The 25,655-nt window shown below is 66.5% G+C and carries 20 protein-coding genes and 1 riboswitch; of the genes, 13 read left to right on the forward strand and 7 right to left on the reverse strand.

Going from position 1 to position 25,655, the window contains the following annotated elements; all coding sequences use genetic code 11:
- The first annotated feature begins 319 nt into the window (after positions 1-319).
- The 4 genes from glsA to AC07U4_RS00740 all read left to right on the forward strand — a co-directional run bounded on the left by glsA (position 320) and on the right by AC07U4_RS00740 (position 3,642).
- On the forward strand, positions 320-1,249 hold the full coding sequence (gene glsA, locus AC07U4_RS00725) for a glutaminase A (protein ID WP_495194078.1): 930 nt from the start codon (positions 320-322) through the stop codon (positions 1,247-1,249).
- Positions 1,250-1,493: 244 nt separating this feature from the next.
- A complete protein-coding gene (locus AC07U4_RS00730) occupies positions 1,494-2,237 on the forward strand; it encodes a LytTR family transcriptional regulator DNA-binding domain-containing protein (protein ID WP_495194079.1) in 744 nt (247 codons plus the stop codon).
- 155 nt (positions 2,238-2,392) lie between these two features.
- Positions 2,393-2,842 carry a DUF2306 domain-containing protein gene (locus AC07U4_RS00735; RefSeq protein WP_495194080.1) on the forward strand — a complete coding sequence of 150 codons (450 nt, stop codon included), beginning with the start codon at positions 2,393-2,395 and terminating at the stop codon, positions 2,840-2,842.
- Positions 2,839-3,642 carry a hypothetical protein gene (locus tag AC07U4_RS00740; RefSeq protein WP_495194081.1) on the forward strand — a complete coding sequence of 268 codons (804 nt, stop codon included), beginning with the start codon at positions 2,839-2,841 and terminating at the stop codon, positions 3,640-3,642. Before AC07U4_RS00735 ends, AC07U4_RS00740 begins: the two co-directional genes overlap by 4 nt.
- Before the next feature lie 133 nt (positions 3,643-3,775).
- Here AC07U4_RS00740 and AC07U4_RS00745 read toward each other — a convergent pair whose 3' ends face one another.
- Both AC07U4_RS00745 and AC07U4_RS00750 read right to left on the reverse strand, forming a co-directional pair.
- Positions 3,776-5,167, reverse strand: coding sequence for a PepSY domain-containing protein (locus tag AC07U4_RS00745; protein ID WP_495194082.1), 1,392 nt, complete (start codon positions 5,165-5,167; stop codon positions 3,776-3,778).
- 52 nt (positions 5,168-5,219) lie between these two features.
- Positions 5,220-7,391, reverse strand: coding sequence for a TonB-dependent receptor (locus AC07U4_RS00750; protein WP_495194083.1), 2,172 nt, complete (start codon positions 7,389-7,391; stop codon positions 5,220-5,222).
- Between the two features lie 167 nt (positions 7,392-7,558).
- Positions 7,559-7,794, reverse strand: a riboswitch (cobalamin riboswitch).
- A gap of 557 nt (positions 7,795-8,351) precedes the next feature.
- Here AC07U4_RS00750 and AC07U4_RS00755 point away from each other — a divergent pair.
- The gene (locus AC07U4_RS00755) at positions 8,352-9,464 is read left to right on the forward strand and encodes a hypothetical protein (protein ID WP_495194084.1); all 1,113 of its coding nucleotides are present in this window, start codon (positions 8,352-8,354) and stop codon (positions 9,462-9,464) included.
- A gap of 155 nt (positions 9,465-9,619) precedes the next feature.
- Here AC07U4_RS00755 and AC07U4_RS00760 read toward each other — a convergent pair whose 3' ends face one another.
- Positions 9,620-10,999, reverse strand: coding sequence for a sensor histidine kinase (locus AC07U4_RS00760; RefSeq protein ID WP_495194085.1), 1,380 nt, complete (start codon positions 10,997-10,999; stop codon positions 9,620-9,622).
- Positions 11,000-11,001: 2 nt separating this feature from the next.
- Positions 11,002-12,372, reverse strand: a complete 1,371-nt coding sequence (locus AC07U4_RS00765) for a sigma-54-dependent transcriptional regulator (RefSeq protein ID WP_495194086.1) — start codon at positions 12,370-12,372, stop codon at positions 11,002-11,004.
- Positions 12,373-12,582: 210 nt separating this feature from the next.
- Between AC07U4_RS00765 and AC07U4_RS00770 the strand changes: the two genes are divergently transcribed.
- From AC07U4_RS00770 to AC07U4_RS00795, 6 genes are all read left to right on the forward strand, one after another.
- The gene (locus AC07U4_RS00770; protein WP_495194087.1) at positions 12,583-12,894 is read left to right on the forward strand and encodes a UrcA family protein; all 312 of its coding nucleotides are present in this window, start codon (positions 12,583-12,585) and stop codon (positions 12,892-12,894) included.
- Positions 12,895-12,963: 69 nt separating this feature from the next.
- On the forward strand, positions 12,964-14,247 hold the full coding sequence (locus AC07U4_RS00775; protein ID WP_495194088.1) for an efflux RND transporter periplasmic adaptor subunit: 1,284 nt from the start codon (positions 12,964-12,966) through the stop codon (positions 14,245-14,247).
- Between the two features lie 11 nt (positions 14,248-14,258).
- Entirely contained in the window at positions 14,259-14,939 is a 681-nt protein-coding gene (locus tag AC07U4_RS00780; RefSeq protein WP_495180946.1) for an ABC transporter ATP-binding protein, read from the forward strand.
- A 12-nt stretch (positions 14,940-14,951) separates the two neighbouring features.
- Positions 14,952-15,638, forward strand: a complete 687-nt coding sequence (locus tag AC07U4_RS00785) for a head GIN domain-containing protein (protein WP_495194089.1) — start codon at positions 14,952-14,954, stop codon at positions 15,636-15,638.
- Positions 15,639-15,654: 16 nt separating this feature from the next.
- Positions 15,655-18,093 carry an FtsX-like permease family protein gene (locus tag AC07U4_RS00790; protein ID WP_495194090.1) on the forward strand — a complete coding sequence of 813 codons (2,439 nt, stop codon included), beginning with the start codon at positions 15,655-15,657 and terminating at the stop codon, positions 18,091-18,093.
- Positions 18,086-19,339: a TolC family outer membrane protein gene (locus AC07U4_RS00795; RefSeq protein ID WP_495194091.1), complete on the forward strand. Its 1,254-nt coding sequence runs from the start codon at positions 18,086-18,088 to the stop codon at positions 19,337-19,339. The genes AC07U4_RS00790 and AC07U4_RS00795 overlap by 8 nt, the downstream gene beginning before the upstream one ends.
- A gap of 187 nt (positions 19,340-19,526) precedes the next feature.
- On the opposite strand, the gene AC07U4_RS00800 is transcribed toward AC07U4_RS00795, so the two are convergent.
- The gene (locus AC07U4_RS00800) at positions 19,527-20,165 is read right to left on the reverse strand and encodes a TetR/AcrR family transcriptional regulator (RefSeq protein ID WP_495194092.1); all 639 of its coding nucleotides are present in this window, start codon (positions 20,163-20,165) and stop codon (positions 19,527-19,529) included.
- A 75-nt stretch (positions 20,166-20,240) separates the two neighbouring features.
- Here AC07U4_RS00800 and AC07U4_RS00805 point away from each other — a divergent pair, with 75 nt between their 5' ends.
- Together AC07U4_RS00805 and AC07U4_RS00810 are read left to right on the forward strand one after the other, a co-directional pair.
- Positions 20,241-21,716 (forward strand): flavin-containing monooxygenase, encoded by a 1,476-nt coding sequence (locus AC07U4_RS00805; RefSeq protein WP_495194093.1) that lies wholly within the window; start codon positions 20,241-20,243, stop codon positions 21,714-21,716.
- Between the two features lie 11 nt (positions 21,717-21,727).
- A complete protein-coding gene (locus AC07U4_RS00810; protein ID WP_495194094.1) occupies positions 21,728-22,534 on the forward strand; it encodes an SDR family NAD(P)-dependent oxidoreductase in 807 nt (268 codons plus the stop codon).
- Between the two features lie 7 nt (positions 22,535-22,541).
- Here the strand turns inward: AC07U4_RS00810 and AC07U4_RS00815 are convergent, their stop codons facing one another.
- A complete protein-coding gene (locus AC07U4_RS00815) occupies positions 22,542-23,180 on the reverse strand; it encodes a TetR/AcrR family transcriptional regulator (protein ID WP_495194095.1) in 639 nt (212 codons plus the stop codon).
- 57 nt (positions 23,181-23,237) lie between these two features.
- The gene (locus tag AC07U4_RS00820; protein ID WP_495194096.1) at positions 23,238-25,586 is read right to left on the reverse strand and encodes a TonB-dependent receptor; all 2,349 of its coding nucleotides are present in this window, start codon (positions 25,584-25,586) and stop codon (positions 23,238-23,240) included.
- Between the last annotated feature and the right edge of the window lie 69 nt (positions 25,587-25,655).

The following is a 25,655-nucleotide window of genomic DNA, read 5'->3' on the forward strand; positions in this document are numbered from 1 at the left end:
CGCCCAAACGACCCTGCTTGCCTTTGATCCTCTTGGAAAAGGGACGTGCGACAAACATGAATTGATGGCGGGTCGCGGAAAGGAGCGAGCGCTACCTTAATGGCCGGTTGTGGGTCTTTGCGATCGCGGAGCGACCGATCATCGGCGGTGCTACTCAGGCATCGGGAATACGGCGTAGGGTAAGCCGCTGCACCTCGTTCCCGAGAGCGATTGAGCTCTACTCCGTAGGGAGCGTCTGACGCTACGCCAGTTCAAGGTCGCATAACGCACCCGATTTCGCGCGATGCTCGTTCGGCCGACGACATTCTGGAGTGACCGTATGGACCTGACCGGCATCGTGACTGCCATCGCCGACGAGATTGACGTAAGGGCGCTGGAGATCGAGGGCTCGGCCGACGCGAAGAACCCCGACGCGGAGCCGGGCGGCTTTGGCATGGCGATCGTGCTCGTCGACGGCCCCGTCGTTCAAGTGGGTGCGATCGACACCTTCCCGATCCAGAGCATCTCGAAGGTGCTAGCGCTCAACCTTGCTCTATGCGAGCGGGGGGATGCCGTATTCGAGCGGGTGGGACGCGAGCCGTCCGGCGATCCCTTTAACTCGATCGTGGATTTAGAGCGAACAAGCGGCCTACCGCGCAACCCCTTCATCAACGCCGGCGCGCTCGTCATCGCCGATATGCTGGTAGAGCAAAGCGGCGGCCCCGACTCGGTGGTCAACTTCGTCAACGAGCAACTCGACGGCAATACGGTCCCGCTCGATGACGATGTGTTGCACGAAGGCGGCGACCTCAATCGGGCAATGCTCAGCTTCATGCGCCACCACGGCAACGTCCGCTCGGACAGCGAGTCGGTAATGGACGCCTATGTGCGGCAGTGCGCGATTATGGTCGACTGCGAAGGACTGGCGAGGGCCGGTCACTTCTTAGCTCATACTCGGCTCGCCGGAAAGGACGACGCCGGTCAGGTTGAGGCGAAACGCATGCGCACGGTTCTCGCACTGATGATGACCTGCGGGCACTACGACGGCTCGGGCGACTTCGCGGTGCGGGTGGGGCTGCCGGCCAAGAGCGGCGTAGGCGGCGGCATTTTGGCGGTCGCTCCCGAGGTCGCATCCATTGCCGTATGGTCGCCAAATCTAGACCAGCACGGCAACTCGATACTTGGAATTCGCGCGCTCGAGATGCTGGCGGCGCGCACCGGTTGGTCGGTGTTTGGACCGCCGCTCAGCTCAAATGGCCGACCTTCCTAGCGCAAGAAGTTGACGCCCATCGCCCTGAACGATCGTCCGAAGCTGGGCACGCGAGCATCGATCCCCTAGTGACCGAAATCGGGTCGTCACCCCGGCGATGCGGGGGCTGTGACCACAATGGTGGCGGGGCCATCGACGTAAGCGAATGGGGCGCCTAAGCGGCCTTTATAGCCAGCCGGGGTGCAGGATTATAGTGACAGGGTCCGCCAGGATACGACTTGCGACCGTCGCGGCGCCGGGCGCAATGCCACCGGTGATCTGGTTAGGTATCACAATCATTCTCACGATCGTCGACGCCTTTGGCGTCGCTACGGCGTTCGGATTAATGCTCGCGCTGGTTTTTTGGGGCGCACTGGTCGCCGTAAACATGCTCGGCTGGTCCGCTTGGCGACGATCACTGCCGGGGAAGCGTGACAGCGCCGGCCGTACGGCGCTTGGGGCCCTCGTCCTTAATTTGCTGCTCCCGATCGAGGTGCTGCTGCTCTATCGCCTGATGGGGCGGGGAGACGCCTCAGTTGATTGGAAACCGTTCGCCTATGGTCTGCTGGTGACGGGCTTCGTCACGGTCCTGCTCCGCGCCACGCGCGCGCGGCATACGCCGGCCGGGCAGGACGACGAGGTGGCCGACACTGCTCGCTCGCCAGCGATGCCGGCAACGAGTTTCGGCATTCTCGCCCGCGCCGGCATTGATCCGGCCGACCTCCTCTCGGTTCGGGCCGAAGACCATTACTGCCGCCTCGCGGTACGCGGTGGGGGGACGCTGCTGGTCCATTATCGCTTCCGCGATGCGGTCGGCGATCTTGCCGACGTGCAAGGTGCTCAGGTCCACCGCGGGGCATGGGTCGCCGATCGCGCCGTCACGGGCAGCGAGCGCACCGGGCGGCGCTGGTCGCTGCAGCTCGTCGACGGGTCGCGCGTGCCGGTCAGCGAGACCAGCATTGCACTGTGTCGTGCGCGTGGCTGGCTGGAGCGCGGCGGACGGGCGTAACGCCAAACCGGTTTCGCGAAATTTGTATCTATCCGGCGCAATCACACCTTACCGAACCGCGATCCGCCGACCATCACCGCTCCCGTATTGGGGAAAGGGGACGGGCGATGGGAGGAATATCGACAATCGGTGCGGCGCATGTTTGGATGGGAAGCGTGGCGCTGGTCAGCGCCGCCGCCGTGTTGATGTTGGCCAAGGGGACAGCGCGGCACGGGCGCGTTGGCAGAGTCTATGCCGCCGCGATCCTCGCGATCAATGGCACCGCTCTGTCGATGTACGACCTTACAGGGCGACCCAACGTCTTTCACGTCATCGCGCTCGTCAATCTCGCTACGCTGGCAATGGGACTGCTGGCGCTACGTCGGTGGCGTCGAACGCATGAACCCGGCGACCTCGTCACCCATCAGCGACGGATGGCGATGAGCTATGTCGGCGTGTGGATGGCCTTCGTCACCGAACTGCTGGTCAATCCTATGATGGGCGTCAGCCGAATGAGCGACCCGCGCAGCCACTGGCCATTGATGATCGCACTGAACCTCGCGCTTTTCGTCGCTGGTGGCTGGCTGGCGCTGACGCGCCTGACCGTTACGACGGTGCGGGCATGACGCCGAGGTCATCCGCGGGTCTGCGCCTGCCGCCCGCCGACGTCGTCGCGCTGACGGCGCTGGCCTGGGTAGCAGCGGCCGCGCTGCACGAGGGCGTGGGGCATGGCCTCGCCTGCACCGCGTTGGGGGGGCATCCGTCGAACTGGAGCACCTTCCACTTCGGCTGCGACCCACAACCCATGTCGCTGTGGGACCGGCGGATCGTCGCAGGAGCGGGAACCGCGGTCAACGTCATCCTCGTCGCGCTTGGCTGGCTCGTCTGGCGAGGGAGCGGCGTGCTGAGGGGGCGGCTTGCAGGTTGGATCGTGTTCGCGCTCAACGGATTGACCACCTTCGGCTATCTCGTCTTCTCCGCAGTCTTCGGGATCGGCGATTGGAACGGGCGCGGAGTGATGACCGGGGTGGCCGATCCTGTTCTCGCCCGTGTCGCGCCCGCGGTTATTGGCATCGCCGGTTACTATGCCGTTGTTCGCGTCGCCGCAGGAATGCTGTCGCCCATGCTCAACGGTGCAGATGTCGCTGCGCAGGCACGGCGGTATGCAGTCATCGCGTGGATGACGACAGGGGTGATCTCGGCGGCTGCTGCGCTCGCTGCGGGCAGCGACTGGCGCTCTACGATCGGCGCGTCGATTGGGGTCGCACTCGGCGGTAATGCCGGCCTGTTGAGCATGGGTCGGTTCATTAAGCCAACGGCTGCCGCATCGACAACCACCCTTCCGCCGAATTGGCTGCTGCGCGTGGCTGCCATCCTCGGGACGGTAGCGTTTGTCGCGATCCTGGGGCCGGGGATCGCCTTGTAGCGCAACGGACCAGAGACTTCGCCGATTGGTCGCGGAACTGCCTGCGGCACTGCCTCCCCCTTGGACATGGACCAGTGTCTGGAGTTGAGAAGCGGGGGAGGGCACTCGAATGGCCGGGAATGGATCGGACCTGTCATCGCCGGAGCCGTTTCCATCCCAGCCAGATGCCGCTTATCGAGGTGATCGTGCCGATGACGGAAGCCAGCCAGATCAGTACGTCCCAAACCGGTCGGTGCAGAGTGAGCGCGGTGAGATCCCATTTGTGGAGGAGATCGAATGCCCAACGATATGCTCGCTGCCGCGCATCGACGCTCTTCAGAATTTCGCCGGTAGCGGGATCGATGTAAAACCAGGTCTGTGCCGGATCAGCGAGACGCAGCCGCAACACCGGCAGTCGTGGCAGGGTCGCGACCGCATACCAATATGCATCGGGCGCCGTCAGGCGATCAACGGTAAGCGATGGCGTGGGTCCTGCTAGTCGACGAGCCCCAGCGATGATGGCTTGTCCGGTCGGGCGCGATGGCGTGAGCGTTACGGCACCCAATGCCAATCGTCGGCCATCGCGATAGGAGAGCACCACGAGCGGCGTCCTGGCGTTGTCGATAAGTTGCGCTGTCACCGCGCCGGCCCCGACGGCACGCAGCCGGTCGAGCGATACGACCGGCATCTGATCGGAGGCTTTATAGACACGCATCGCCGCCCCGTCCGGTTCCGTCCCAGCAAACAGATGGCCGGGGTCGACCGATAGCCACCCGCTGAATATCCACGCGATCAGGAAGACGCCACCCACCATCCCCGCGACATGATGCCAGAGCATCCAGCCGTTGTAGGGCGTCATGCGTCCGCCCTTGAAGCGGCGTGCGCCGACACGGGTGCGCAGAATGCCAATCCATATCCCCGCGACGGCTGCGGCGATGCAGGGGCCGGACACCCACAGCACGACCTGACGCCAGGCCGTTTGATCCTGCCGCAGCACCGTCGGATAAAGCCAGTGCGGCACCGAACCGATCCAGTTCCAGAAACGCTCGCGGCGTGTCGTTGCCTGCACTACGGCGCCCGTGCTCGAGGACACATAGACCTCCGTTCCGGACGCGTCCGCGAGCGCGACCTTCCAGAGCGGTCGATGTCGATCAAAGCCGCCGGCGACTGTCCACTGATCGCGAGTGAGTCGTTCGACGTGCGTCGTCGGCGCGTTTCCGAAGCGACCGGCAACCCGACTGGCGTAACGAACATCGACTGGTCGCAAGACGGCACCGCGATGCGCCGAGACCGTGGTGTGCGTGCCGTTCCACCCCGTCACGCGCCAGACAGGCATGCCGTCGCGCATGTCGAGCAGCAGCTCCTGCGGCAATCGCCCTCGCTCAAGCGGGGGCGGGACGTCTACCGCTGCCCAGTCGATCGCCTCGCCCCCAGCCAGCCTTTCGGCTGGCGAGAGGGAGGGATAGGGCACGTAGAGCATCACCAGCCCGGACAGGAACCACATGGCGAAGAACAGGCAGCTGGCGATGCCGATCCAGCGATGCACGAGGTAGAGCCAGCGCCGGGCAATCTTGCCAGGTGCCGGCCACCTGACGGCGTTAAAAGATCGCACGAAGCGAGACGTCGACCGAGCGGGGACGGCCAAGCACCCATTGCTGGTTGTTGTACGTGCTGATCGCATAGTCCCGGTCGATCAGGTTATAGGCGTGGATATCGACCGCGAGGTGCGGCGTCACCGCATAGGACAGCGTGGCATCGAGCGTGATGTAGCCGGGAACGCGGAAGCGGTTGGCGTTGTCCGAATAGCGGCGCCCGACGTAGCGCAACCCGACGCGCGCCTGCAGCGCGCGCGTGGCGGTCCAGCGCAGCCAGAGATTGGCGAGCGTCTCGGGTACGTCCGGCGGGGTATTGCCATCGAAGCGCGTGCCGCCCGAGAGGAAATCGTCGAACGTCGCGTCGAGCACGCTGCCGTTGGCATCGATGCCGATACCGTAAGGCAGATCGAGCGACACCGCGGCTTCGATGCCCTTGGCCGATCGCTGGCCGACCTGCTCGATCGGGCTCGATGGGGTCAGTTGCGCCAGCAGGCGTTTCTTGACGATGCGGTAGGCGGCCAGCGTTGCGGTGCCGCGGCCGTCAAGGAACACAGCCTTGGCGCCGACTTCGACCTGGTCGCCCACCGCGTTGCTGAACTGCACCTGCCCGGTCGAATAGGTCGTCAGCGTCCCCAGCGGGTCCACGCCGGTGGCATATTGCGCATAGAGCGAAACGGTCGAGGTCGGTTGGTGGACGCTTCCCACCCGCCAGGTCGCATGGTGCAGATGCTTGGCGAGCGCGAATGTCTCGGTAGCGACGCCTCCCGGATAGTCGATCGACCAGCGGCGTATCGTGTCCCGCTCGTAGCGCAGGCCGGCGACGATCGAGACGTGCCTGCCGAGCGTCAGCCGATCCTCGGCAAAGACGGCATATTCGTTGGTCCGCGTGCGATAGCGTGGCGCGATGCCCTGTGTATCGATGATGCGGCCGGGATCGAAAGCCAAGGGATCGACCTCGGAAATCTGCGGGGCCGAACCGAAATTGTGCGAATAGGTCAGCTTGATGAGGTTGACGTCGAAACCCACGACAAGCGCGTTGCCGACGCCTTCGGCGATGCCCGTCTTGAGCGTCACGCTGCCCTGATCGCCCCACTGCGTCTGATCGTGGACGATCCCGGTCATGTCGGTGCGCAGGATGCGGCCGGGGGTGCCGACGTTTCCGCTGCCGTTGGGGCACGCGCCGTCCGCGGCGATCCAGCAATAGCTCTCGAGGTTTAGCCACGAGCGTCTGGACGTCAGGCGATAGGCCTGGTTGCTGACGGTAAGCGCATCGCTCGCCGTCCAGTCGACCTGCAGACTGGTACGGTTGTCACGGTAGCGGATGACGCCGTCGCGTGTGTTGTAGTTCCGTTCCCGGAGCCCGTGGACGAGCCGGCCGTCGATCAGCGGCGTGCCGAAATAGCGCATCGGCTTTTGGTCGCCGTAGTCGTCGCGCGCGGTGACGACGAGCGTGTCGGTCGGCGCCCAGCGCAACGTACCCGACACGGCATAGCTGCGCGACCGGCCGCGATCGACATAGCCGTCCGATCGGCGATAGCTGCCATCGATGCGATAGGAGAGGCGCTCGGTGGCTGGTCCGCCAGCGCCCGCTGCGACATGGAAGCTGTCCTGCGAGCCATGGCCGAGCTCGCCTTCCACCTGGGTCCGCTGCGTATCGGGTTTGCGCATCAGGACATTGACCGCACCGCCAAGCGCGCCCTGGCCGTACAGCACGGAGGCCGGACCGCTCAGGATGTCGATGCGCTCGACCATCCACGGATCGGTCGGAAAGGTGATCGTGCCGGCGGCCGGAAACAGCCGTACGCCGTCGATGAGCTGCAACACCGATCCCTGACCGTTGAAGCCACGCGCGGCGAGCGCGGTGCCGCCGTTACCCGGATTGCCGGCGTTGCTGATGCCGGGCGCCCGGCTTTCCGCATCGACCACGGACATGTCGCCACGCGCGCGGATCGTCGCGCCGTCGATGACCGTGATCGTTGCCGGGGTCTCGAGCGGCGTGAGGCCCAGGCGGCTCGCGGTGGTATTCGGTTCGGTGAGCGCGTCACGGCTATTCTGGCCGACGATCAGGATGTCCTCGTCGCCGGCGGTGGCCGTGGACTGGGCGTCGAGCGGACCTGCGAAGACGGGCGACAGCAAAGCGCCCGCGAACGCGAGGCGGGATGACAGGAACGGCATTACGATAATCCCCGGGCGTCGAGCGAACCCGGCAGGGACCTTCCGCGAACGGCCGACATCCGCGCCGGCCGGACGCCATCGCGACCGGCACGCATGCCCGTGCGGTCCCCACCGCACACGTCGTCGCTCGACGGAGTACCGTGCCGCGGCCACCCCCTGGGCCAGGCAAGAGCGACCAGACGCCGGCAGGTCTCCTGGCTCACGGGTCATCACACGATGCACGGCCTTCCCAGGCCCGCTGACTTACGTCCGGCCCAGTGGCTGCCCCTTCCGTGCAGGAAGAAGCGATATGCATCGCGCTCGCCGCTTACAGTTGCAGGGACAGCCTCGGATTCAGGCAGCGAACCACCTTCACCGCGTTCCCTATTAAGCCCCTCTCGGGGCACCGACGCGATCATGCCGGCCCGCTCGCATGGAACAGGTCGACGATGACTGTGTATATCGGCGGAAACCGTCGTGCAACCGGACGACGCTACGATCGCAAAGGTCCAGACGGAGAGACGGCCCCCTTTATGACTGTCGGAAGTTCGGGAGCCACCGAAGGGGGCGGGAATGACCGCGCTTGGGTCTACCCGGTAACAGTGCCACTTTTCGGATTCTCTGGTCGTTCGAGTCTAGATCGCAGTGTCATCGAAAAGCACCAACTTCTCGCAGTAAGACGACAGCTATCTGAAGGCGAGCGCCTACAGGCATCCGGGCAGCAGTTGCCCAGTGTTCACCTTGATTGACGGTCCGATCAGCCCTGTTACCCTCCACCTTGCGGCTTTCAAGAACGAGGACGCATCGCTGGGAGATCATCGCATCATGTTTCGTTGCCAGATGGTTAGTCGCAAGACGCTACTGTCCGCTACCGCCTTGTGCGCCACCGTCGCAACGGCCTAAGTTCCGCTCGCTACCGTCAGGGCGGCTGATCCTGCGCCGAAGGCAAGCGGCGTCGTTCTAATCAAGCCTTACGCGACGGTGACGCCGAAGGAGGGAACCCTGAACGACTTCAGGCTCAAGGCACTCGCCAGCGTCGATGCGGAACACCCGCTGACGGGTGACCCCAATCTGCAGACCCTCAGCCTGTTTGGACGCGAGGATCTGATTGCCGCGACCAGCGACGACTATCAACCGACCACCTGTGCTCCAGCAATGGGCGCCGGGGACGCGAGAGACGAGATAGTGAAGCAGGCCCGCAAGACGTCGCTGGTCATTATCAACGAAAGCCACGAACGTTCCGAGCACCGCGGCTTCACAACGGAGTTGCTTGCTCCCTTGCGTGCCGAGGGTTATTCCGCGCTGGCGATCGAAGCGCTTTCCAACCCGGAACCGGGCACTCCGCCAGAATACTATCCCTCCTTCATGCGTAAGCCGAGCCCGGCACAACTCGAAGATGAAGATGGCTATTATCTCGGCGAAGCGGAGTTCGGCCGCTTGGGACGGATGGCGAAGCGACTGGATTACAGTCTCGTTCCCTACGAAGCTCCGCATAATGATCAGGACGCCAAGATGTCCCCGTCGGAGAGCATCGCCCGGCGTGAAGAGGCGCAGGCGACCGCTCTCGCCGCCTGGATCGATGCCCATCCAGGCGTCAAGATGATCGTCCATGTCGGGTATCACCACGCGACGGAAGTACCTACAGCCAAGGGCGACCGCTGGATGGCGACGCGCCTCAAAGCCAAGACCGGGATCGATCCGCTCACCATCTCGCAGACGACCTGCCGCGGTGGCGGCAAGGTTCGCCGGCTTGCCGTCCTCCCGGCCGACGAACCCGCCGGCACGTTCGACCTCGTCATCGATCACCCTTCCGCCCGTTTCGCTCGCGGCCGCCCCGTCTGGCGGATCGCGGCGGGCGACATGCTGGTCAGCATCCCTGCGGAACTCTACCCGATGAAAGGCTGGCGCGTGATCGAAGCCAGGCCCGAGGACGAACAAACCTCCGCCGTGCCGATGGACCGGGTAGCGATCCGCCCCGGCGAGGACATTGCCCTCATGCTGCCGCCGGGCCGCTACCGATTACGGGCCATCGATGTCCAGCAAGAGGCCAAAAGAGAAACCCTGTCCGGCGCGAAGGATAAGGTGACACCGTAGCGGTGGGCTTCTGTTCGCGCCCACGTCCTGACGTTCGAAGCCATAAAGTCAGTCTTCAGAAGCGGTCAGACCGGGGAGACGAACGAGCGGCCGAAGGTAGGAAGCCGAAAACTGTTCGAGAATTTCCGTAACTGGGTCGTCTCTCCGAATGTGGTTCATGCCATCTTGTCGATCAAGCCTGCACCCCGGTCTCGCGCGTGCGGGGGTAGCCGAATTTCGATTCGACTGGGTTGTTGTTCGCCGATGCCGATCTGTCCGCCGTGAAGCAAAATCACCTGTCGGGCGAAGCTGAGGCCGATGCCGGTGCCTGTGCGCTTGGTCGTGAAGAAGGGGAGGAAGACGTCGTGGAGCAAATGCGCGGGCACGCCCGGTCCCCCGTCCGACACGCTGAGCGTGATCTCGCCGTCGGACCCAAGCGCGGCGGTGACGCGGATGGCGACACCGTCACCGGCCGGGGCCGCTTCGGCGGCGTTCTTTAGGAGGTTGAGGAAGACCTGGGTGAGGAGTGCCGCGTCGCCGTCGATCGCAGGCATCTCGGGCGCGACCGAGATGTCGACGCGCGCGGTCTCACCGTGCGGCGTCGCGCGGAATAGGTGGATGACGCGGCCAAGCCATTCGTCCACCACAATGGGGGTACGGACGAGCGTCGGCGCCTCGCTGAACCCCTTGTAGCTCTCGACGAATTGCTCGAGCTCGGCGGCGCGACGGGCGAGCGCGGCGACGGCGAGCCGCGCGTCGGCGATCCCCGGGGCGAGGTCGGGTGCCACGCCCGCAATCAGCCGATCGGCGGTGGCGGCGAGCGACACGACCGGAGTCAGCGAATTCATGATCTCGTGCGTCAGCACGCGAACGAGGTTGACCTGCGCGTCAAGCTCGGCGCGGTCGAGCTCGGGCTGGACGACGCGGACGGCGACGATCCGGCGGCGGATGCCGCCCGCCTCCATCAGCGTCGCATCGAGCGACACCCGCTGCGGCATGCCGCCGCCCGCGAGCACCGACAGCCGGCTGCTCCCCGGCGCAACGGCGGCGAGATCGGCGAGGAAGGCGGGGCCGGACGGCGCCAGCCCGGCGAGCGGCACGTCGCCGCTCCGACGGAATAGTCGTCGTGCCGCCTGATTGGCGAGCGTGACGCGATCGTCTTCGCCGAGCACCAGCATCGCGACGGGTGCGCCGTCGGCCAACGACTCGGCAAAGCGCGTCGACGCGGCGCTCGCCGCGCGCTCGTCGCGGAGCCGTGCCAGCGCGCGCTCGTAGGCAATGCCGACCCGGTCGAAATGCGAGCCGCGCCGCGGGCGCAGGAACGACTGGGTCAGGTCGCCGCGCGCGAGAGCGCCGACGAAGCGGGCAAGGTCGGCGTTGCCCTGGTCGACCAGCTGCCACAGCGAGACGAGCGCCGCCACCGCGGCGAGCCCGGCGAGGAGCGCCGCGACGGGCGCGCGGCCCCAGACGGCGAGCAACGCCGTCAGCACGACGGCCACGAACAGCGCAGCGGTGCGCCACACCAGCCGGGTCGCGAAGCGGCGCCTAGAGGTCATGGTCAGAGGCCATGCTTCTCCATGCGGCGGTAGAGCGCGCCGCGCGACAGGCCGAGCTCCGCCGCGGCGGTCGAGATGTTGAAGGCGTGTTTCTTGAGCGCCTGCTCGATCAATTGGCGCTCGGCGCGGTCGAGGTTGAGGTCGTCGGCCGCGGGGAGCACGATCGGCTCGGCCGCCGCCGGCATCGTATTGGGGGCGGTGCGACCGAGCGGGAAGTCGGCGAGCGCGTAGGCGCTGCCCTCCGCCAGTATGACGGCGCGCTCCGCGGCGTGGCGCAGCGCGCGGACGTTGCCCGGCCAGTCATGCGCGGCCAGCGCGGCGAGCACGTCGGTAGGCAGCGCACGCTCGGGCTTGCCGTATCGCCGGGCATAGTCCGCGAGGAAGGTCGCGAGGAGGATGGGCACGTCCTCGTGCCGCTCGCGCAGCGGCGGCAGCTCGATCTCAACGGTGTTGAGCCGGAAGAGAAGATCGGGACGAAAGCGGCGGTCGTCGGCGAGGTCGGCATTGGTCGCCGAGACGACGCGCACGTCGATGTCGATCGCGCGGTTGGCGCCGACCGGCGTGACGCGGCGCTGCTCGAGCGCGGACAGGAGCTTGGGCTGGAGATGGAGCGGCAGGTTACCGATCTCGTCGAGGAACAAGGTGCCGCCGTTCGCCGCCTGCAAGCGCCCCATCCGGTCGGTGCGCGCGTCGGTGAAGGCGCCCTTGACGTGGCCGAACAGCTCCGAATCGAACAGTGTCTCCGACACCGCGCCCAAGTCGACGGTGACGAGGTCGCGGTCGGCGCGGCGCGACAGCCGGTGGATCTCGCGCGCAACCAGTTCCTTGCCGGTCCCGTTCTCACCCAGGATCAGGATGTTCGCCTCGGTCGGCGCCGCCTTTTCGATCAGCGAGTGGACGCGCGCCATGGCGGCCGAAGTGCCGAGGAGCGGCGACGTTCCTGCCGTCGTCGGCGCCGCCTCGCCGCCGTTCCGCCGCGATCGACCGAGCGAAGCGGCATTGCGGACGGTGGCGAGGAGCCGATCGTTGTTCCACGGCTTGGACACGAAGTCGGTGGCGCCATGCTTCATCGCCGCGACCGCGACCGCGACGCTGCCGTGCGCGGTGATCATGACGATCGCCGTGGCGGGGTCGACCGTCTGCATCTCGGCGAGCCAGCGGAACCCCTCCGCTCCGTCGGTCGCGCCGCGGGCGTAGTTGGCGTCGAGCAGCACGACGTCGGCGTGGCGCCGCCGCAGCGCCGCGACCGCATCGGCCGGACTGGTCATCGTCGCGACCTCGGCGAACAATGGCGCCAGGAGGAGGCGGGCGGAGAGCAGGATGTCCTCGTCATCGTCGACGACGAGGCAGAGATCGTAGCGGGAAGCGTTCATCGGCGCAGCTGTGGTCATGTCGCGCCAACAATCAAGATGCGTGCCAGTGGCCAGTTCCGGACAGCGATCGTGCGGAACCGGACGCGCCAGCGTGACCGCCGCCCGGGTAGGATCAAGGAAGGTACGAGTTGTTGGTGCTTCGGCAAGGTTGGCACGCTCCATGCTCTATGGTCACCGTCGACCGCAAACGTCGACGGAAAGGATCATCGCATGACCACGTTCCGCAACCGCATCGTCTTCGCCTGCCTCAGCCTCGCGGGCACTGCCGGCTTGATGTCGTTCTCCGACCCCTCATCGGCCGCCTCGATCGGCGAGGCGCGCCAGGCCACGGTCGTCACCGCCGACCTCAATCTCGCCGCCGCCGCCGGGCGGGCGACCTTCGATCGTCGCGTCGCCGCCGCCGCCGACCGAGTCTGCAGCCAGCCGACCCGCACGATCGAGAGCAACGAGACGGCCTGCCGCCGCGACGTACTGGCGCAGGCACGCCGCGACGCCGGGATCGCCGATGTCGAGAGCAACTGAGCGGGGCGGGCGTCGTCCGGAACCGGACAGCGCCCGTCCATATCCGGACACCGGCATGGATCATCGGCCTTGATCGTCTCCTCTCCCTCCGCTCCGGCGAGCGGTGCCGACATGGACCGCCGCGTCGAGCGACGCCGCGGCCTCGGTCGCCGACAGAAGCTCGTCGGCGGCGGCATGCTCCTCGTCCTCGCGCTCGCCGCGCTGTGGTGGCTGCTGCCGTCAGCGAATTCGACCGACGTGGCCACCGCCGACGTCGAGACCGGCGCCGTCGCCCGCGTGCCGTTCGACGACATCGTTCCCGTCCGCGCCACCGTCGCGCCGAGCGTCTCGACCTTCGTCGGCGTGATCTCTGGTGGCCAAGTCGAGCGGCTGCTGGTCCAGGACGGCGCGGCGGTGGTCGCCGGGCAGCCGCTGGCGACGCTTGCCAACCCGCAGCTGAAGCTCGACATCCTGACCCGCGAGGCGGCGATCGCGTCGCAGCTCGGCACCGTGTCGGGAGAGGACCTGAGCCTCGAGCGCGGCGCGCGCGACCGTGATACGCAGGTAGCAGGCGCCGACTACGACCTCATCAAGGCGCGCCGCGACCTGCAGATCCGCCAGCAGCTCCACGATCAGGGCTTCGTCTCCGATGCCGGGCTTAAAAGCTACCAGGAGGAGGCGATTTATCAGCAGAAGCGATCCGCGCAACTCCACGCCGCCGAAGGCGCCGAGCGCGGCATCTCGCGTCTCCAGGCCGGCCGCCTCGCCGAGACGCGCGCGCGGCTGTCGAGCAACCTTGCCGCGGTCCGCGACAGCCTAGACGCGCTGACGCTGCGCGCGCCCGCGACGGGGCGGCTGACAAATTTCACCATCCAGCCCGGTCAGGCCCTGAAGCCTGGCGATCCGGCAGGGCAGGTCGACAGCGAGGGTCAGTGGAAGCTCGTCGCCGATGTCGACCAATATTTCCTCGGCCGTGTCGCGGTGGGTCAGCCGGCGAGTGCGGAAGACGGACTGAAGCTTTTCGTCATCAAGGTGCTGCCCGCCGTTACCGACGGCCGCTTCCGCGTCGAGCTCGGCTTCCGCGGTATCCCACCCGCCGGGCTCAATCGCGGCCAGGCGCTCGACGCCAGGATCACGCTCGGCGCGGCGCGGCCGGCGATCGTCGCCCCCGTTGGCGGCTGGCTCGACAGCGATGGCGGCGCAGCGGCCTACGTCCTCGACGACGGCGGCCGCCGCGCTGTCCGTCGCCCGATCAGGATCGGCCGTCGCAACGCCGAGCAGGTCGAGATCCTGTCCGGCCTCGCGCCCGCCGAGCGCATCGTCACCTCCGACACCAGCGGCTTCAACAAGTCCGCCTCGATCAACCTCAAGTGAAAGCAACGCCGATGATCACCTTGCAAGGCATCCAGCGCCGCTACGTCTCCGACGAGGTCGAGACCACCGCGCTCGCCGACATCAACCTGGAGGTCGCCGCCGGCGAGTTCGTCGCGATCATGGGGCCGTCGGGCTGCGGCAAGTCGACGTTGCTCAACACGCTTGGCACCGTCGATCGGCCGACCGGTGGCCGCTACCTGTTCGACGGCCGCGACCTCGCGGTGGAGGACGAGAAGGCACTGGCGCAGTTCCGCGCCCGCACGCTCGGCTTCGTGTTCCAGAGCTTCAACCTGATCGACGAGCTGACGATCGCCGAGAACGTCGAGCTCGGCCTTGCCTACCGTACTGACGGGAAGGGAGATCGGCGCGGCCGAATCGAGGCGGCGATGGACCGCGTCGGCATCTCGCACCGCGCGCGCCACTATCCCCACCAATTGTCGGGCGGCCAGCAGCAGCGCGCCGCGATCGCCCGCGCGATCGTCGGCGACCCCAAGCTGATCCTCGCCGACGAGCCGACCGGCAATCTCGACACAGAGAACGGCGCGCAGGTGATGGGCATTCTGGAGAGCCTCAACCAGGCCGGCGCCACGGTCGTCATGGTCACCCACAGCCCCGCCCACGCCGACATGGTCGGCCGGCGCATCGACATGCTCGACGGCCGCGTCGTCGCCTCCGTCGCCCGTCAGATCTGAACAGGAACTCCCATGCGCAAGATCGTCCTCGCCCCGCTCGTCCTCGTCCCCATGCTGCTCGCCGCCGCCGATCCGGAGGAGCGCCGCTTCGCTGCCTTGGGCTTCGACGCGGTGACGCTCTCGAGCAGCGACCGCGTGATCGTCACTGCCGGCGCCGCCGCCTCGGTCGTCGCCACCGGCGATCCCGCGGCCATCGCCGCGCTCCGCGTAGAGACGCGGGGGAACACGCTCCACGTCGGGCGGCTGCCGGGCTCCTGGCACGATCGTGGTGCAACGGTCACCGTGACGCTGCCGCGCCTCGTCGCGGTGACGCTCGACGGCTCCGGGTCGATCCGCGCGACAGCCGCGGTCGGCCCGCGCTTCGCCGCCGAGGAGAATGGCTCGGGTGACATCGTGATCGAAGGGCTCCGCGCCACCGAAGCGAGGCTGTCGCTTACCGGATCGGGATCGGTCACCGCGTCGGGCAGCGCGCCGCAGTTGTGGATCGACGCGTCGGGTTCCGGCTCGGTCGACACCACGCGCGTCGGGGTGGGCGACCTCGACATCGACGCGTCCGGCTCGTCGTCGGTCCGCGCCCGCGCGTCGCGCCACGCGACGATCAACGCCTCGGGCAGCGGCTCTGTGCGCGTCGAGGGCACGGCCGACTGCCGCGTGTCGAAGAGCGGCAGCGGCTCGGTCCGCTGCAGTCCGCGGTCGTAGTCGGGAGCGCCTACCCATGAACCGCTTCGCCTTCGTCAGCTTCTGGCGCTCGCTCGTCCGCCACAAGCTCTACGCCGCGCTCAACATCGGCGGCCTCGCGCTCGGCATCGCCGTTTTTCTGGTGCTGGGTCTCTACGTGCGCTTCGAGACCAGCTTCGAGACGTGGCTGCCCGACTATCAGCACGTCTACCTGATCGAGTCGAAAACCGGCGACACGCTGGAGAACGTGCGCGGGCGCCAGTCGACGCCGGTCGCCGCCTGGTCGGCGATTGCCGCCGACCTGCCAGGCTCGGTCGGCACGCGCGTGCTCGGCCGCAACGCCACTGTGGTCAGGAACGGCGTCGGCGTCAGCGAGCGGCTGGCGCTGGTCGACCCGGCCGTGTTCGACGTGCTGCGCCTCAACACGGTCGAGGGTGCCCTGCCGGTCCGCTTCCGCGACCCGAGCTCGGTCGTCATCACCCAGCGCACTGCGACCAAATACTTCGGCTCGTCGTCGCCGATCGGGGCGATGCTCCCCGTGACGATCGGCACCGAGCGCCACGCCTACCGCGTCATCGCGGTAATCGACGACCTGCCGGCGAACACGGCACTGCGCTTCGACCTGCTGGCGCCGCTGGTGCTGCCCGCCGACCGAACGAAGCCGGATAACGCCGAATTCTTCCAGTGGAACTATGGTGGCCCGCTCACCCTCGTGCGGCTGCCCGACGCGGCGGCGGCCGAGCGGTTCAACGGCGCCATGAAGGCCGTCACTGACCGGCATGTCACCAACGAGACGCCCGACAGCGACAACTTCACGCTGTCGATGTGGGCGAAGCCCTTCGCCGAGACCCGCTTCGAGACTCCGGGCGCGACGCTGATGGTCGCCACGCTCGGCATCATCGGGCTGCTGACGCTCGTCATCGCCGTGGTCAACTACGTCAACCTGGCGACCGCGCGGGCGGGTCTGCGCGCCCGCGAGGTGGCGATGCGCAAGGTGCTGGGCGCCGATCGCGCGACGCTGATGCGGCACTTCCTGGGAGAAGCGGTCGCGACCGCCCTGATCGCGGCGGTGATCGGCCTCGGCCTAGCCGAGTTGGGCGTGCCGCTCATCAACGCCGCGACGGGTCTGACGCTGTCGATCGACTACGTCGGCTGGAACGGCGTGCTGCTGCCGCTCCTCGTTCTCGCGTTAATTGTCGGCATCGTCGCCGGCCTCTACCCGGCGGTGATCCTGGCGCGGGTGCCTGCGGCGGCGGTGCTCGCTGCGTCGCGCTCGCCCGGCGGCGGCACGGCTGGTTCGCGCATCCGCGAGGGGCTGGTCGTGTTCCAGTTCACCATCACCATCGCGCTGATCGTTGGGACGATGGTCCTGGCCGCGCAGACGCGCCATGTCCGGAGCGCCGATGTCGGCTACGACCGGCAGCAACTGCTGCTCGTACGCTCGTTCGGCAGGGACGGCCTCGATGCCGGTCAGCGTACAAGCCTGCTCCATCGTTTCGCCGCGCTTCCCGGCACGCGCGCGGTCGGCGCCGGCGAGTCGGTGCCAGGTCGGGGCCTCTTCGTCTCGACCACCAACTTCGCCATTCCCGGCATTCCAGGGAACGGCGTCTCCGCCGAACGCTACCACGTCATGCCCGGCTATTTCGACGTGCTGGGTGCCCGGTTGCTCGCTGGTCGGCTCTTCGACCCGGCGCGACCCGCCGATGTCGATCCGGCGTCGTACATCTTCGACCCGTCCGTCGACACAAGGATCGCGGCGATCGTCATCAACCGCAGCGCGGCGCGCGCTTTCCACTTTGCTTCGCCGCAGTCCGCGATCGGCAAGACGATCGGCGGCGACACGCCGCGCACGATCATCGGCGTCGTCGAGGACATGCGCGTCGACTCCCCCCGCGAGCCGGTCTCGCCGACCGTCTACGTCTTCCAGCTGAAGCCGGTGGAATCGGGCGTGGCGATCGTCCGCTTCCACGGTGACGCCAAGGCGATGCTGGAGGCGGCGCGCACCGCGTGGCGCGCGGAGGCGCCGGCGGTGCCGTTCGACGCGCGCACGGTGATCCAGTCGCTCGACCTGCTCTACAAGTCGGACGACCAGATGGCGAACCTGTTCGGGATCGGATCGGTCCTCGCGGTGGCGATCGGCTGCGTCGGTCTGTGGGGGCTCGCCTCGTTCACCACGTCACGGCGGGTGCGCGAGATCGGGATCAGGAAGACGCTGGGCGCGTCGTCAATCGACGTGGTGAGATTGCTCGTCGGCCAGTTCCTCAAACCCGTGCTGATTGCCAATCTGTTCGCCTGGCCGCTCGCCTGGTTCGCGATGCGGACGTGGCTCGCGGGCTTCGACGACCGGATCGCACTGTCGCCGCTCTACTTCCTGGGCGCGACGCTGCTCGCGACGATCATCGCGGTGGCGACCGTGCTCGGTCAGTCGGTCCGCGCCTCGCGCGCCACCCCCGCCTGGGCCCTGCGCCATGACTAGGGCCTGGCTGTTCGCCGCCGCCTCCCTCGTCGCGGCGACGCCGGCGGCGGCGGAGACGCTGGCGGAGGCGGTGCGCGCGACGATGGCGGGCAATCCGACGCTGGCGGGTGCCGCCGCCCGCCAGGAGGCGCTAGCCGAAACGCCCGAGCAGGCGCGCTCGCTCGGCCGGCTGACCGCCACGGCGGACGCCAGCCTGGGCTACGATCGCTTCGACTACGGCCGCGGCGGCACCGGCTCGGCCGCAGCGACGCTGCCGATCTGGACCGGCGGTCGCGTGCGGAGCGCGGTGCGCGCGACCAGCGCCGACGTGCGCGCGGGCGAGGAGGGTTTGCGCGATACGCTGGCGCTGGTCCTATCCGATGTCGTCGAGGCTTATGCCGACCTGCTGCTTCAGCAGCAGGCGCTCGCCATCGCCCGGGCGCAGATCAAGCTGCTCGACGATCAGGTCGCGGAGGCGAACGCGCGCTTCCGCCTCGGCACCGGCACGCTGACCGACGTCGCGCGGCTCGAGGCGCAGGCCGACTCGGCCCGTTCGACGCAGGCGTCCGCCGAAGCATCGCGCGAGGCGGCGGCGGCCCGCTACCGCGCGGTGGTGGGCCGTGACGCGGGTGATCTGGCGATGCCGGCCGCCGATCTCCTGCATCTTCCCGCCTCGCGCGACGAGGCGCGTACCGCCGCCCTCGCACGCAACCCGCTATACCGACAGGCAGTCGCCGCGCGCGAGGCGGCCGACGCCCGGATCGGCGTGGCGCGGGCGAACGGCGCGCCCAGCGTCGACCTCGTCGGTGGCTATTCCTATGGGCTCGGCTCACGGCGCGGATTCGGCGACGGCTATGCGCGGAGCGCGGCGGCCGGCGTGTCGTTGCGCGTGCCGCTCCTCACCGGCGGGCTCGTTGCATCGCAGGTCCGTCAAGCGCGGGCGAGCGCGCGGGCCGCCGGCTACGACGTCGACGCCTCCGGCCGCGACGCGACGCGCGATGTCGACACCGCCTGGGCGAACCTCGCCGCCGCCCGCACGCGCGTCACTGCGGACGCCTCCGCGGTCACCGCCGCCGAGAAGGCGCTCGCCGGCATCAAGGCCGAATACGCCTACGGCCTGCGCAACACACTCGACATCGTCATCGCCGACCAGAGCCTCCGCGCCGCCCAGCTGTCGCTCGCCGCCAGTCGCAGCGATCTGCTGGTGTACGAGGCGACACTGCTACGCGCGGCGGGCTCACTCGACGCGAACGCCTTCGCTGGATAGCAAGGCGTCGGCTTACCGATGATCGGGTGCACGGACAATTGGATCGATGCCGCTCAATCGATCATCGCGCTCTTTTCGGGCGCGGCGATCGCCGCGCAAGCTTGACGTAGCGGTCGAGCCAGCCTCCTCATGAACGGACGTCTGGTCCCGGGAAGCGCATCGGCGCCTCTTGATGACCGTTTTTGGGTCACCCAGACATATCTGCGTCGTCGTCGAGCCTAGACATAGCGGCCAGACAAAGTGGCCAAGCGGCGTTGATCACGGTATCTACGGAGTGAATATAGTTGTTAGCTCCCCAGTCCAACGCGATATGGAGAAGACCGCCCTCAATTCCACGCCGTAATAAGGGGTCCCCACGCCAATGGCCGTTCTGATCTGAGGCCAGCGCAGCGAACAGGGGGGACGACAGATCATGCATGGACTGGCGGATCGCATCGTCGATTTCAGGCGACACCCCGACAATCTCGATCAGAAACACCCGCGCGGCCGCCGGATGCGCGCGCAGGGCGGCATAATAGGCGCCTAGCATCCGCCGGACGCGATGCTTGGCAGATTTGCCCGGTTCGTCGGCTTCAACTATTTGGGTGAGGAGCGCCTGGATGACTTCGTTGAAAGCCGCCAGCAGTAGTTCCTCGCCATTCGCAAAGCTTTCGTAGAAATAACGCTCGGTCAGGCCGGCCTCTCGGCAGATCGCCCGGACACCGGTACCGTGGAACCCTTGCGTTCCGTAGAGGCGCACACCTGCCGCGATCAACATTTCGCGTCGTTCGGCCCGGCGCGCATCAAGCGATCTGCCGGTCCAGCGTTTTACAGTCGTTGTCGTCATGCTCCTTCCATAGTCCAATTGACAATGACAACCAGCATTGTCACTTATATGCCGCGAGGATAAGCGGAGACGGATATGGAGCGACTTGACGTTCTGATCGTAGGGGCGGGACTGTCCGGCATCGACGCCGCTTATTGGATCTCGAAGGGCAAAGCGCATCGTCGCTGGGCGATCTTTGAAGCGCGTGATGCGATCGGTGGCACTTGGGATCTGTTCCGTTATCCCGGCCTGAGATCTGACTCAGACATGGCGACGCTGGGGTTTCCGTTTCGGCCATGGACGGGCGACCGCACGATCGCTGCCGGCGCCGACATCCGCGATTATATCTGCGATACTGCCGCCGAGTACGGCATAGATCGGGGCATCCGCCTGAAGCATCGCGTTACCGCAGCCGACTGGTCGTCGGCGGACGCTGTATGGACGGTGACGTACGAAGCGGCGGGCGACGTGCGGCAGGTTGCCTGCCGGTTCCTGTTCTTGTGTTCAGGCTATTACGATTATGCCGCCGGACATGCGCCGACGTGGCCGGGTATGGCGACGTTTGCGGGACAGATCGTTCATCCGCAATTCTGGCCCAACGCGCTCACCATCGCAGATCGCCGCATCGTCGTGATCGGATCTGGTGCAACCGCGGTTACGCTGGTGCCGGCGCTTGCAGAAATGGGGGCCGCGCACGTCACCATGGTACAGCGGTCGCCGACATATATCGTCTCGCGCCCGTCGCGAGACATGCATGCGCAAACGATGCGACGTTGGCTGCCCGCACGCGCGGCGGGGGCGGCAATCCGCTGGAAGAATATCCTCTACGGCAGCTTCGTCTACACGATGGCGCGTCGCAAGCCGCATGTGGTGAAGCAGAAGATCGCGCAGCATCAGCGCGCGATGCTGGGTCCCGATTTCGACATAGAGACGCATCTGACACCACGCTACGATCCCTGGGATCAGCGGCTGTGCCTGGTGCCGGATGGGGATCTGTTCAAGGTGCTCCGCAAGGGGCAAGCGTCGATCGTGACCGACGAGGTCGCGGCGTTCGAACCGGGCGGCCTGCGCCTCGCGTCGGGCGGGGCGGTGGAGGCGGACATCGTCGTCACCGCCACCGGCTTGAAGGTGCAGCTCATGGGAGGGGCGCGGATCACGGTCGATGGCGAGGTCGTCGATCCGGGACGTCGGCTGCTCTATAAGGGCGCGATGCTGGACGGGGTGCCGAACCTTGCCTTCGCAATCGGTTATACCAACGCATCATGGACGCTGAAGTGCGACCTGACTTCGCAGTTCGTCCGCCGTCTACTGGACCATATGGCGGCCCGCGGTGCGACGAGCGTGGTACCAGTTGCGCCCGCAGCGCCAACCGAAGAGCCGCCGATCCTCGACCTGACTTCCGGCTACGTCCAGCGTGCCGCCGCGCTGCTTCCGCGCCAGGGCGCTCGTGCGCCCTGGCGGGTGCAGCAGAACTACGTGCAAGATCTTTGGGCGCTGCGGACGGGGCAAATGGACGATGGCGTGTTGCGCTTTAGCTATGCGCGAACGACGCCAACGGGGGTGGCGGTGTGAGCGCTCGACTGATGCTGGACGGCAAGGTCGCGGTCGTCACCGGTGCGGCAAGCGGGATCGGGCGTGCGATCGCGCGATCAATGGCGGCTCGGGGCTGCGATGTTGCCATCGCAGATGTCAACGAGGCCGGCCTTGCCGAAACTGCGGGGCTGATCGGCGACGCCGTTCGCGTGACCTGCCATCGGATCGACGTGGCAGATCGGAGCGCCGTCGCGCGCTTTCCCGACGAGGTTGCGGCAGCGCATGGCGTGGTCGATGTCGTAATCAATAACGCCGGCGTAGCGTTGGCAGGGACGTTTGCCCAGTTGACCGAGGCGGAGTTCGACTGGCTGCTCGAAATCAATCTGCAGGGTGTGGTGCGGATGACCCGGGCGTTCCTGCCTGTGCTCGAGCGGCGGCCGCAGGCCCAGATCGTCAACCTGTCGAGCCTGTTCGGCCTGATCGCACCCCCGGGTCAAAGCGCCTATGCTGCAGCAAAATTTGCGGTACGCGGATTTTCGGAGGCGCTGCGCCATGAATTGGAGGCGGCGGGGTCGCCGGTCGGGGTGAGCGTCGTTCATCCCGGTGGCGTGCGGACCGGCATCGCGACGAATGCCCGTGCGGCCGCGGCGGTAGATGCGGCCGAGGCCGCCAGGCAACAGGCGCATTTCCAGAAGGTGTTGCGACTCAACGCAGATCAGGCGGGAGAGATCATCGTGCGCGGTATCGAACGGCGCCAGCCACGTATTCTGGTCGGGCAGGATGCCAAATTGGTCGCTGTGATCGAACGTCTCATGCCGGTGGGCTATTGGCACATCATTGGTCGCCGTCGCGGTTGATCCAGCGTCAGCCCCTTGGCAACGGCAGCAGCTCCTCCAGCGTGCCGTTGGGGGCCGCTCGCTCCAGCAGCGACGCGAGCAAGTCTACCGACTCCTGCATTGCCTGGGGATCATCGATGAACTCGCGCCCCAGTGACATCCCGCGCATCGCCCAGACGACTAGGCGGATCGCCGAATTATCAACGACGGTGGTTCCGAGCCGGTCGCGGAATGCCTTTGCTGCCAACTCTTCAATCGCGCTTTGCACGGGCTTGATGAGCGTCGCCAAATCGGGGTCGCTGCGCGAGGCGACGAAGATCTCGAGGACCGCCATGCCCGATGGCCGCGACAACACCTCCCAGGAAATGCGCGGCCAATCCGAAACGCGCGATCCGATCTGCCGCTCGCGTTGCAGTTCTCGATAGGCGACCACCTCTGCGTCAAAGACCCAACGCACCACCTCGGCGATGAAAGCGGCGCGGGACGCGAAATGATGGGTTATTGCGCCGCGGCTAATCCCAGCCTCGTCGGCAATGATCGCGTTGCTGGCGCGCGTGTATCCTAGCCGGCTGATCGCGCGCACTGCTGCCTCGAAGAGCGCCGCGCGGGTTTCCGCCGTTCGCTGTTCCTGCGTCCGTCGCTTAGGCCTCGTTTCGCTCATCATCATCGTCTCATTTCATAAAAGCATGAGCCGGTCACGCTGCACGAGACAAGGCCTTACGTATCAGAAGCGCCACCCGAATGCGCCACCGATCCGGCGGAAGGCATTGTCAGGCAAAGTCTGTACATATTGTCCGGCGGAGAAGTTGCCGGGGAAGATGGCAGCGGCGTAGCGCTTGTCGAACAGGTTCCGGACGAACACACTGAAGCGGGCGTGATCGCCGATGTCGCCGATACCGATCGTCCCGTTGACCAGTGAATAGCCCGACTGGATCGTATTGGGATCGTTGATGGCGTAGAAGAAGCGGCTGCGATACCGCCAGTCGGCGGTCACAAAGACCTTCAGGTCGTTTCCGATCGGCTGATCGATGTTGGCGGCGAGGCTTGTTGTCCACTTCGAGGCGCCGACCAGTGGCGTGCCCGCGGCATTGAAACTGGGGCCAGCGAGTGTGCAGCCTTGCGCGGCGGTCTGTCCGGAGAAGCAGGCGACGTTATAATTGCCGTATTGCGCGTCAAGATAGGTGATGCCGCCGTTGAAGCTGATGCCGCGCGCGGGTCGGACGATCGCCTCCGCCTCGACGCCGCGGGTCTTCAGTTCGCTCGCGTTGCCGGTGCGGAATGAGCCCAGGCCGCCATTCAGCGTAGGATCAAAGACTTGCGCTTGAAAATCGCGAAAGTTGTTAATGAAGCCGGCGACGTTGAGGCTCAGCTTGCGGTCGAGCAGGTCGAATTTCCCGCCGAACTCGTAAGCGTCGACCTTTTCCGGGTCGACGTTGAATGCGACCCCTGCCGCAGAGCTGATTGCCGGCCCCTTATAGCCGCGCGTGTAGGTGGCGTAGAGATTGGCCGTTGGCGCTATCGCATATTCGATGCCCGCGCGCCCTGAGAAGCCGTTGGCGTTGCGACCCGCCAAAATGGGCGCGGCGAGGGCGCCGATGCAGCGCCGGCCGCCGCTGAGCAGGAAGGTGACGAGGTTACACACGCCCGGTACCGCGGTGACGGTGGTCGTCGAGTCGATCTCGTCGCGCGTGTAGCGACCGCCGGCAATCAGACGGAGCTGCGAGGTCAGGTTGAAGGTCAGCTGCGCGAAGCCGGCATAGCTTTTAGTCGTGTAGTTGAAGTTCGATTGCCCATTGACCGGCGACAGGCGCACGGGGAAGCTGGCGGGGAAAACGCCGAACGTACCATCCTGCAAAATCTGCGCGTCGATATGCTGGCGGAAGAAATAAAGGCCTGCGGTATAGTCGACGAACCCATGGCCCGCATTGGAAAGGCGGAGCTCCTCCGACAGCTGATAGGACTGCGAATTGGCGATGTTGGTGTCGAAGAAAGGCACCGGCGTCTGGTCGACATCGTTGTTCGCACGCGCCTTCAGGTTTCGATAGGCGGTGACCGACGTGATCGCCACTGGACCCGCATCGTAATTGACCGACAGCTGCGCGCCAAAGCTCTTCTCGTCGCGCACGACGTTGGTGCTGCCGATCGCGGTCTTGTTGTTTGTAGGGGAGGCGACGACGCCTAGCGCAGTGTTCTGCGCGAAGACGAAATTGGCAGGCGCCAGCGGGCGGAACGCGGCGGGAATTGGCGTCGGGTCGTTGCCGCCGAACTTGCGGATCGTCGAATAGGCTTCGATCCCGCTGTTGTTCTGGTTGTCGACGATCGCATAAAGAGTCAGTCGGTCGGTCGGCTTCCACAGCAATTTGCCGGTGCCAAACCAGCGCCGCACCGGGTCGAGCCGGCCAGGGCCGACCAATTGCGTCGACGGCTTTTGAAACTGATACCCGCCGACAACGCGCAACGCCATGGTATCGCCGATCGGCACGTTCACCACTGCCTGCGACTGAACCTGGTCGCGACTGCCGGCCTGCACGCGGCCGCTGCTGCTCCACGTGCCGAGCTCTGGCCGCGCGGTGGTGATCGAAATGAGGCCGGCGGTGGTGTTCTTTCCAAACAGCAGCCCCTGCGGCCCGCGCAGCACCTCGACGCGCTCGACATCCGCCAGCGAATTGAGCGGGACGTAGCGCGGCAGCGTGATGTTGACGTCGTCGACGGCGATACCGACCGCAGACTCGATGCCATAGTCGAAAGAGTTGGTGCCGACGCCGCGGATCGCGAAATTGGGCACGCCAGGGGTGGCGGTGAAGTTGAGGCTAGGGGCGCGCTGCGTGATGTCGGCCAGCTGGTTCGCACCGGTTTCGCGCAGCGATTGGCCGTTGACGACGGTGATTGCGATGGGGACGTCGCGCAGGTTTTCCGCGCGACGCTGTGCAGTGACGACGATGTCGCCGTCGGCAGAGCTCGCGTCGACCTGCGGAGTCGTAGCCTGAGCATCGGTCTTCGTAACGGTCTGTGCTTGCGCACTACCGGCCCATGCCAGCACGCTTGAACCAATCAGCAGCGCCAATCCACGCATCGTCTTTTCCTCACCCAATTCGCGGTCCGTGCCGCTTGACAACAAGCATTGTCTGTCTGAAACATACTG

This window comes from Sphingomonas sp. GW821-FHT02B09 (assembly GCF_059421875.1).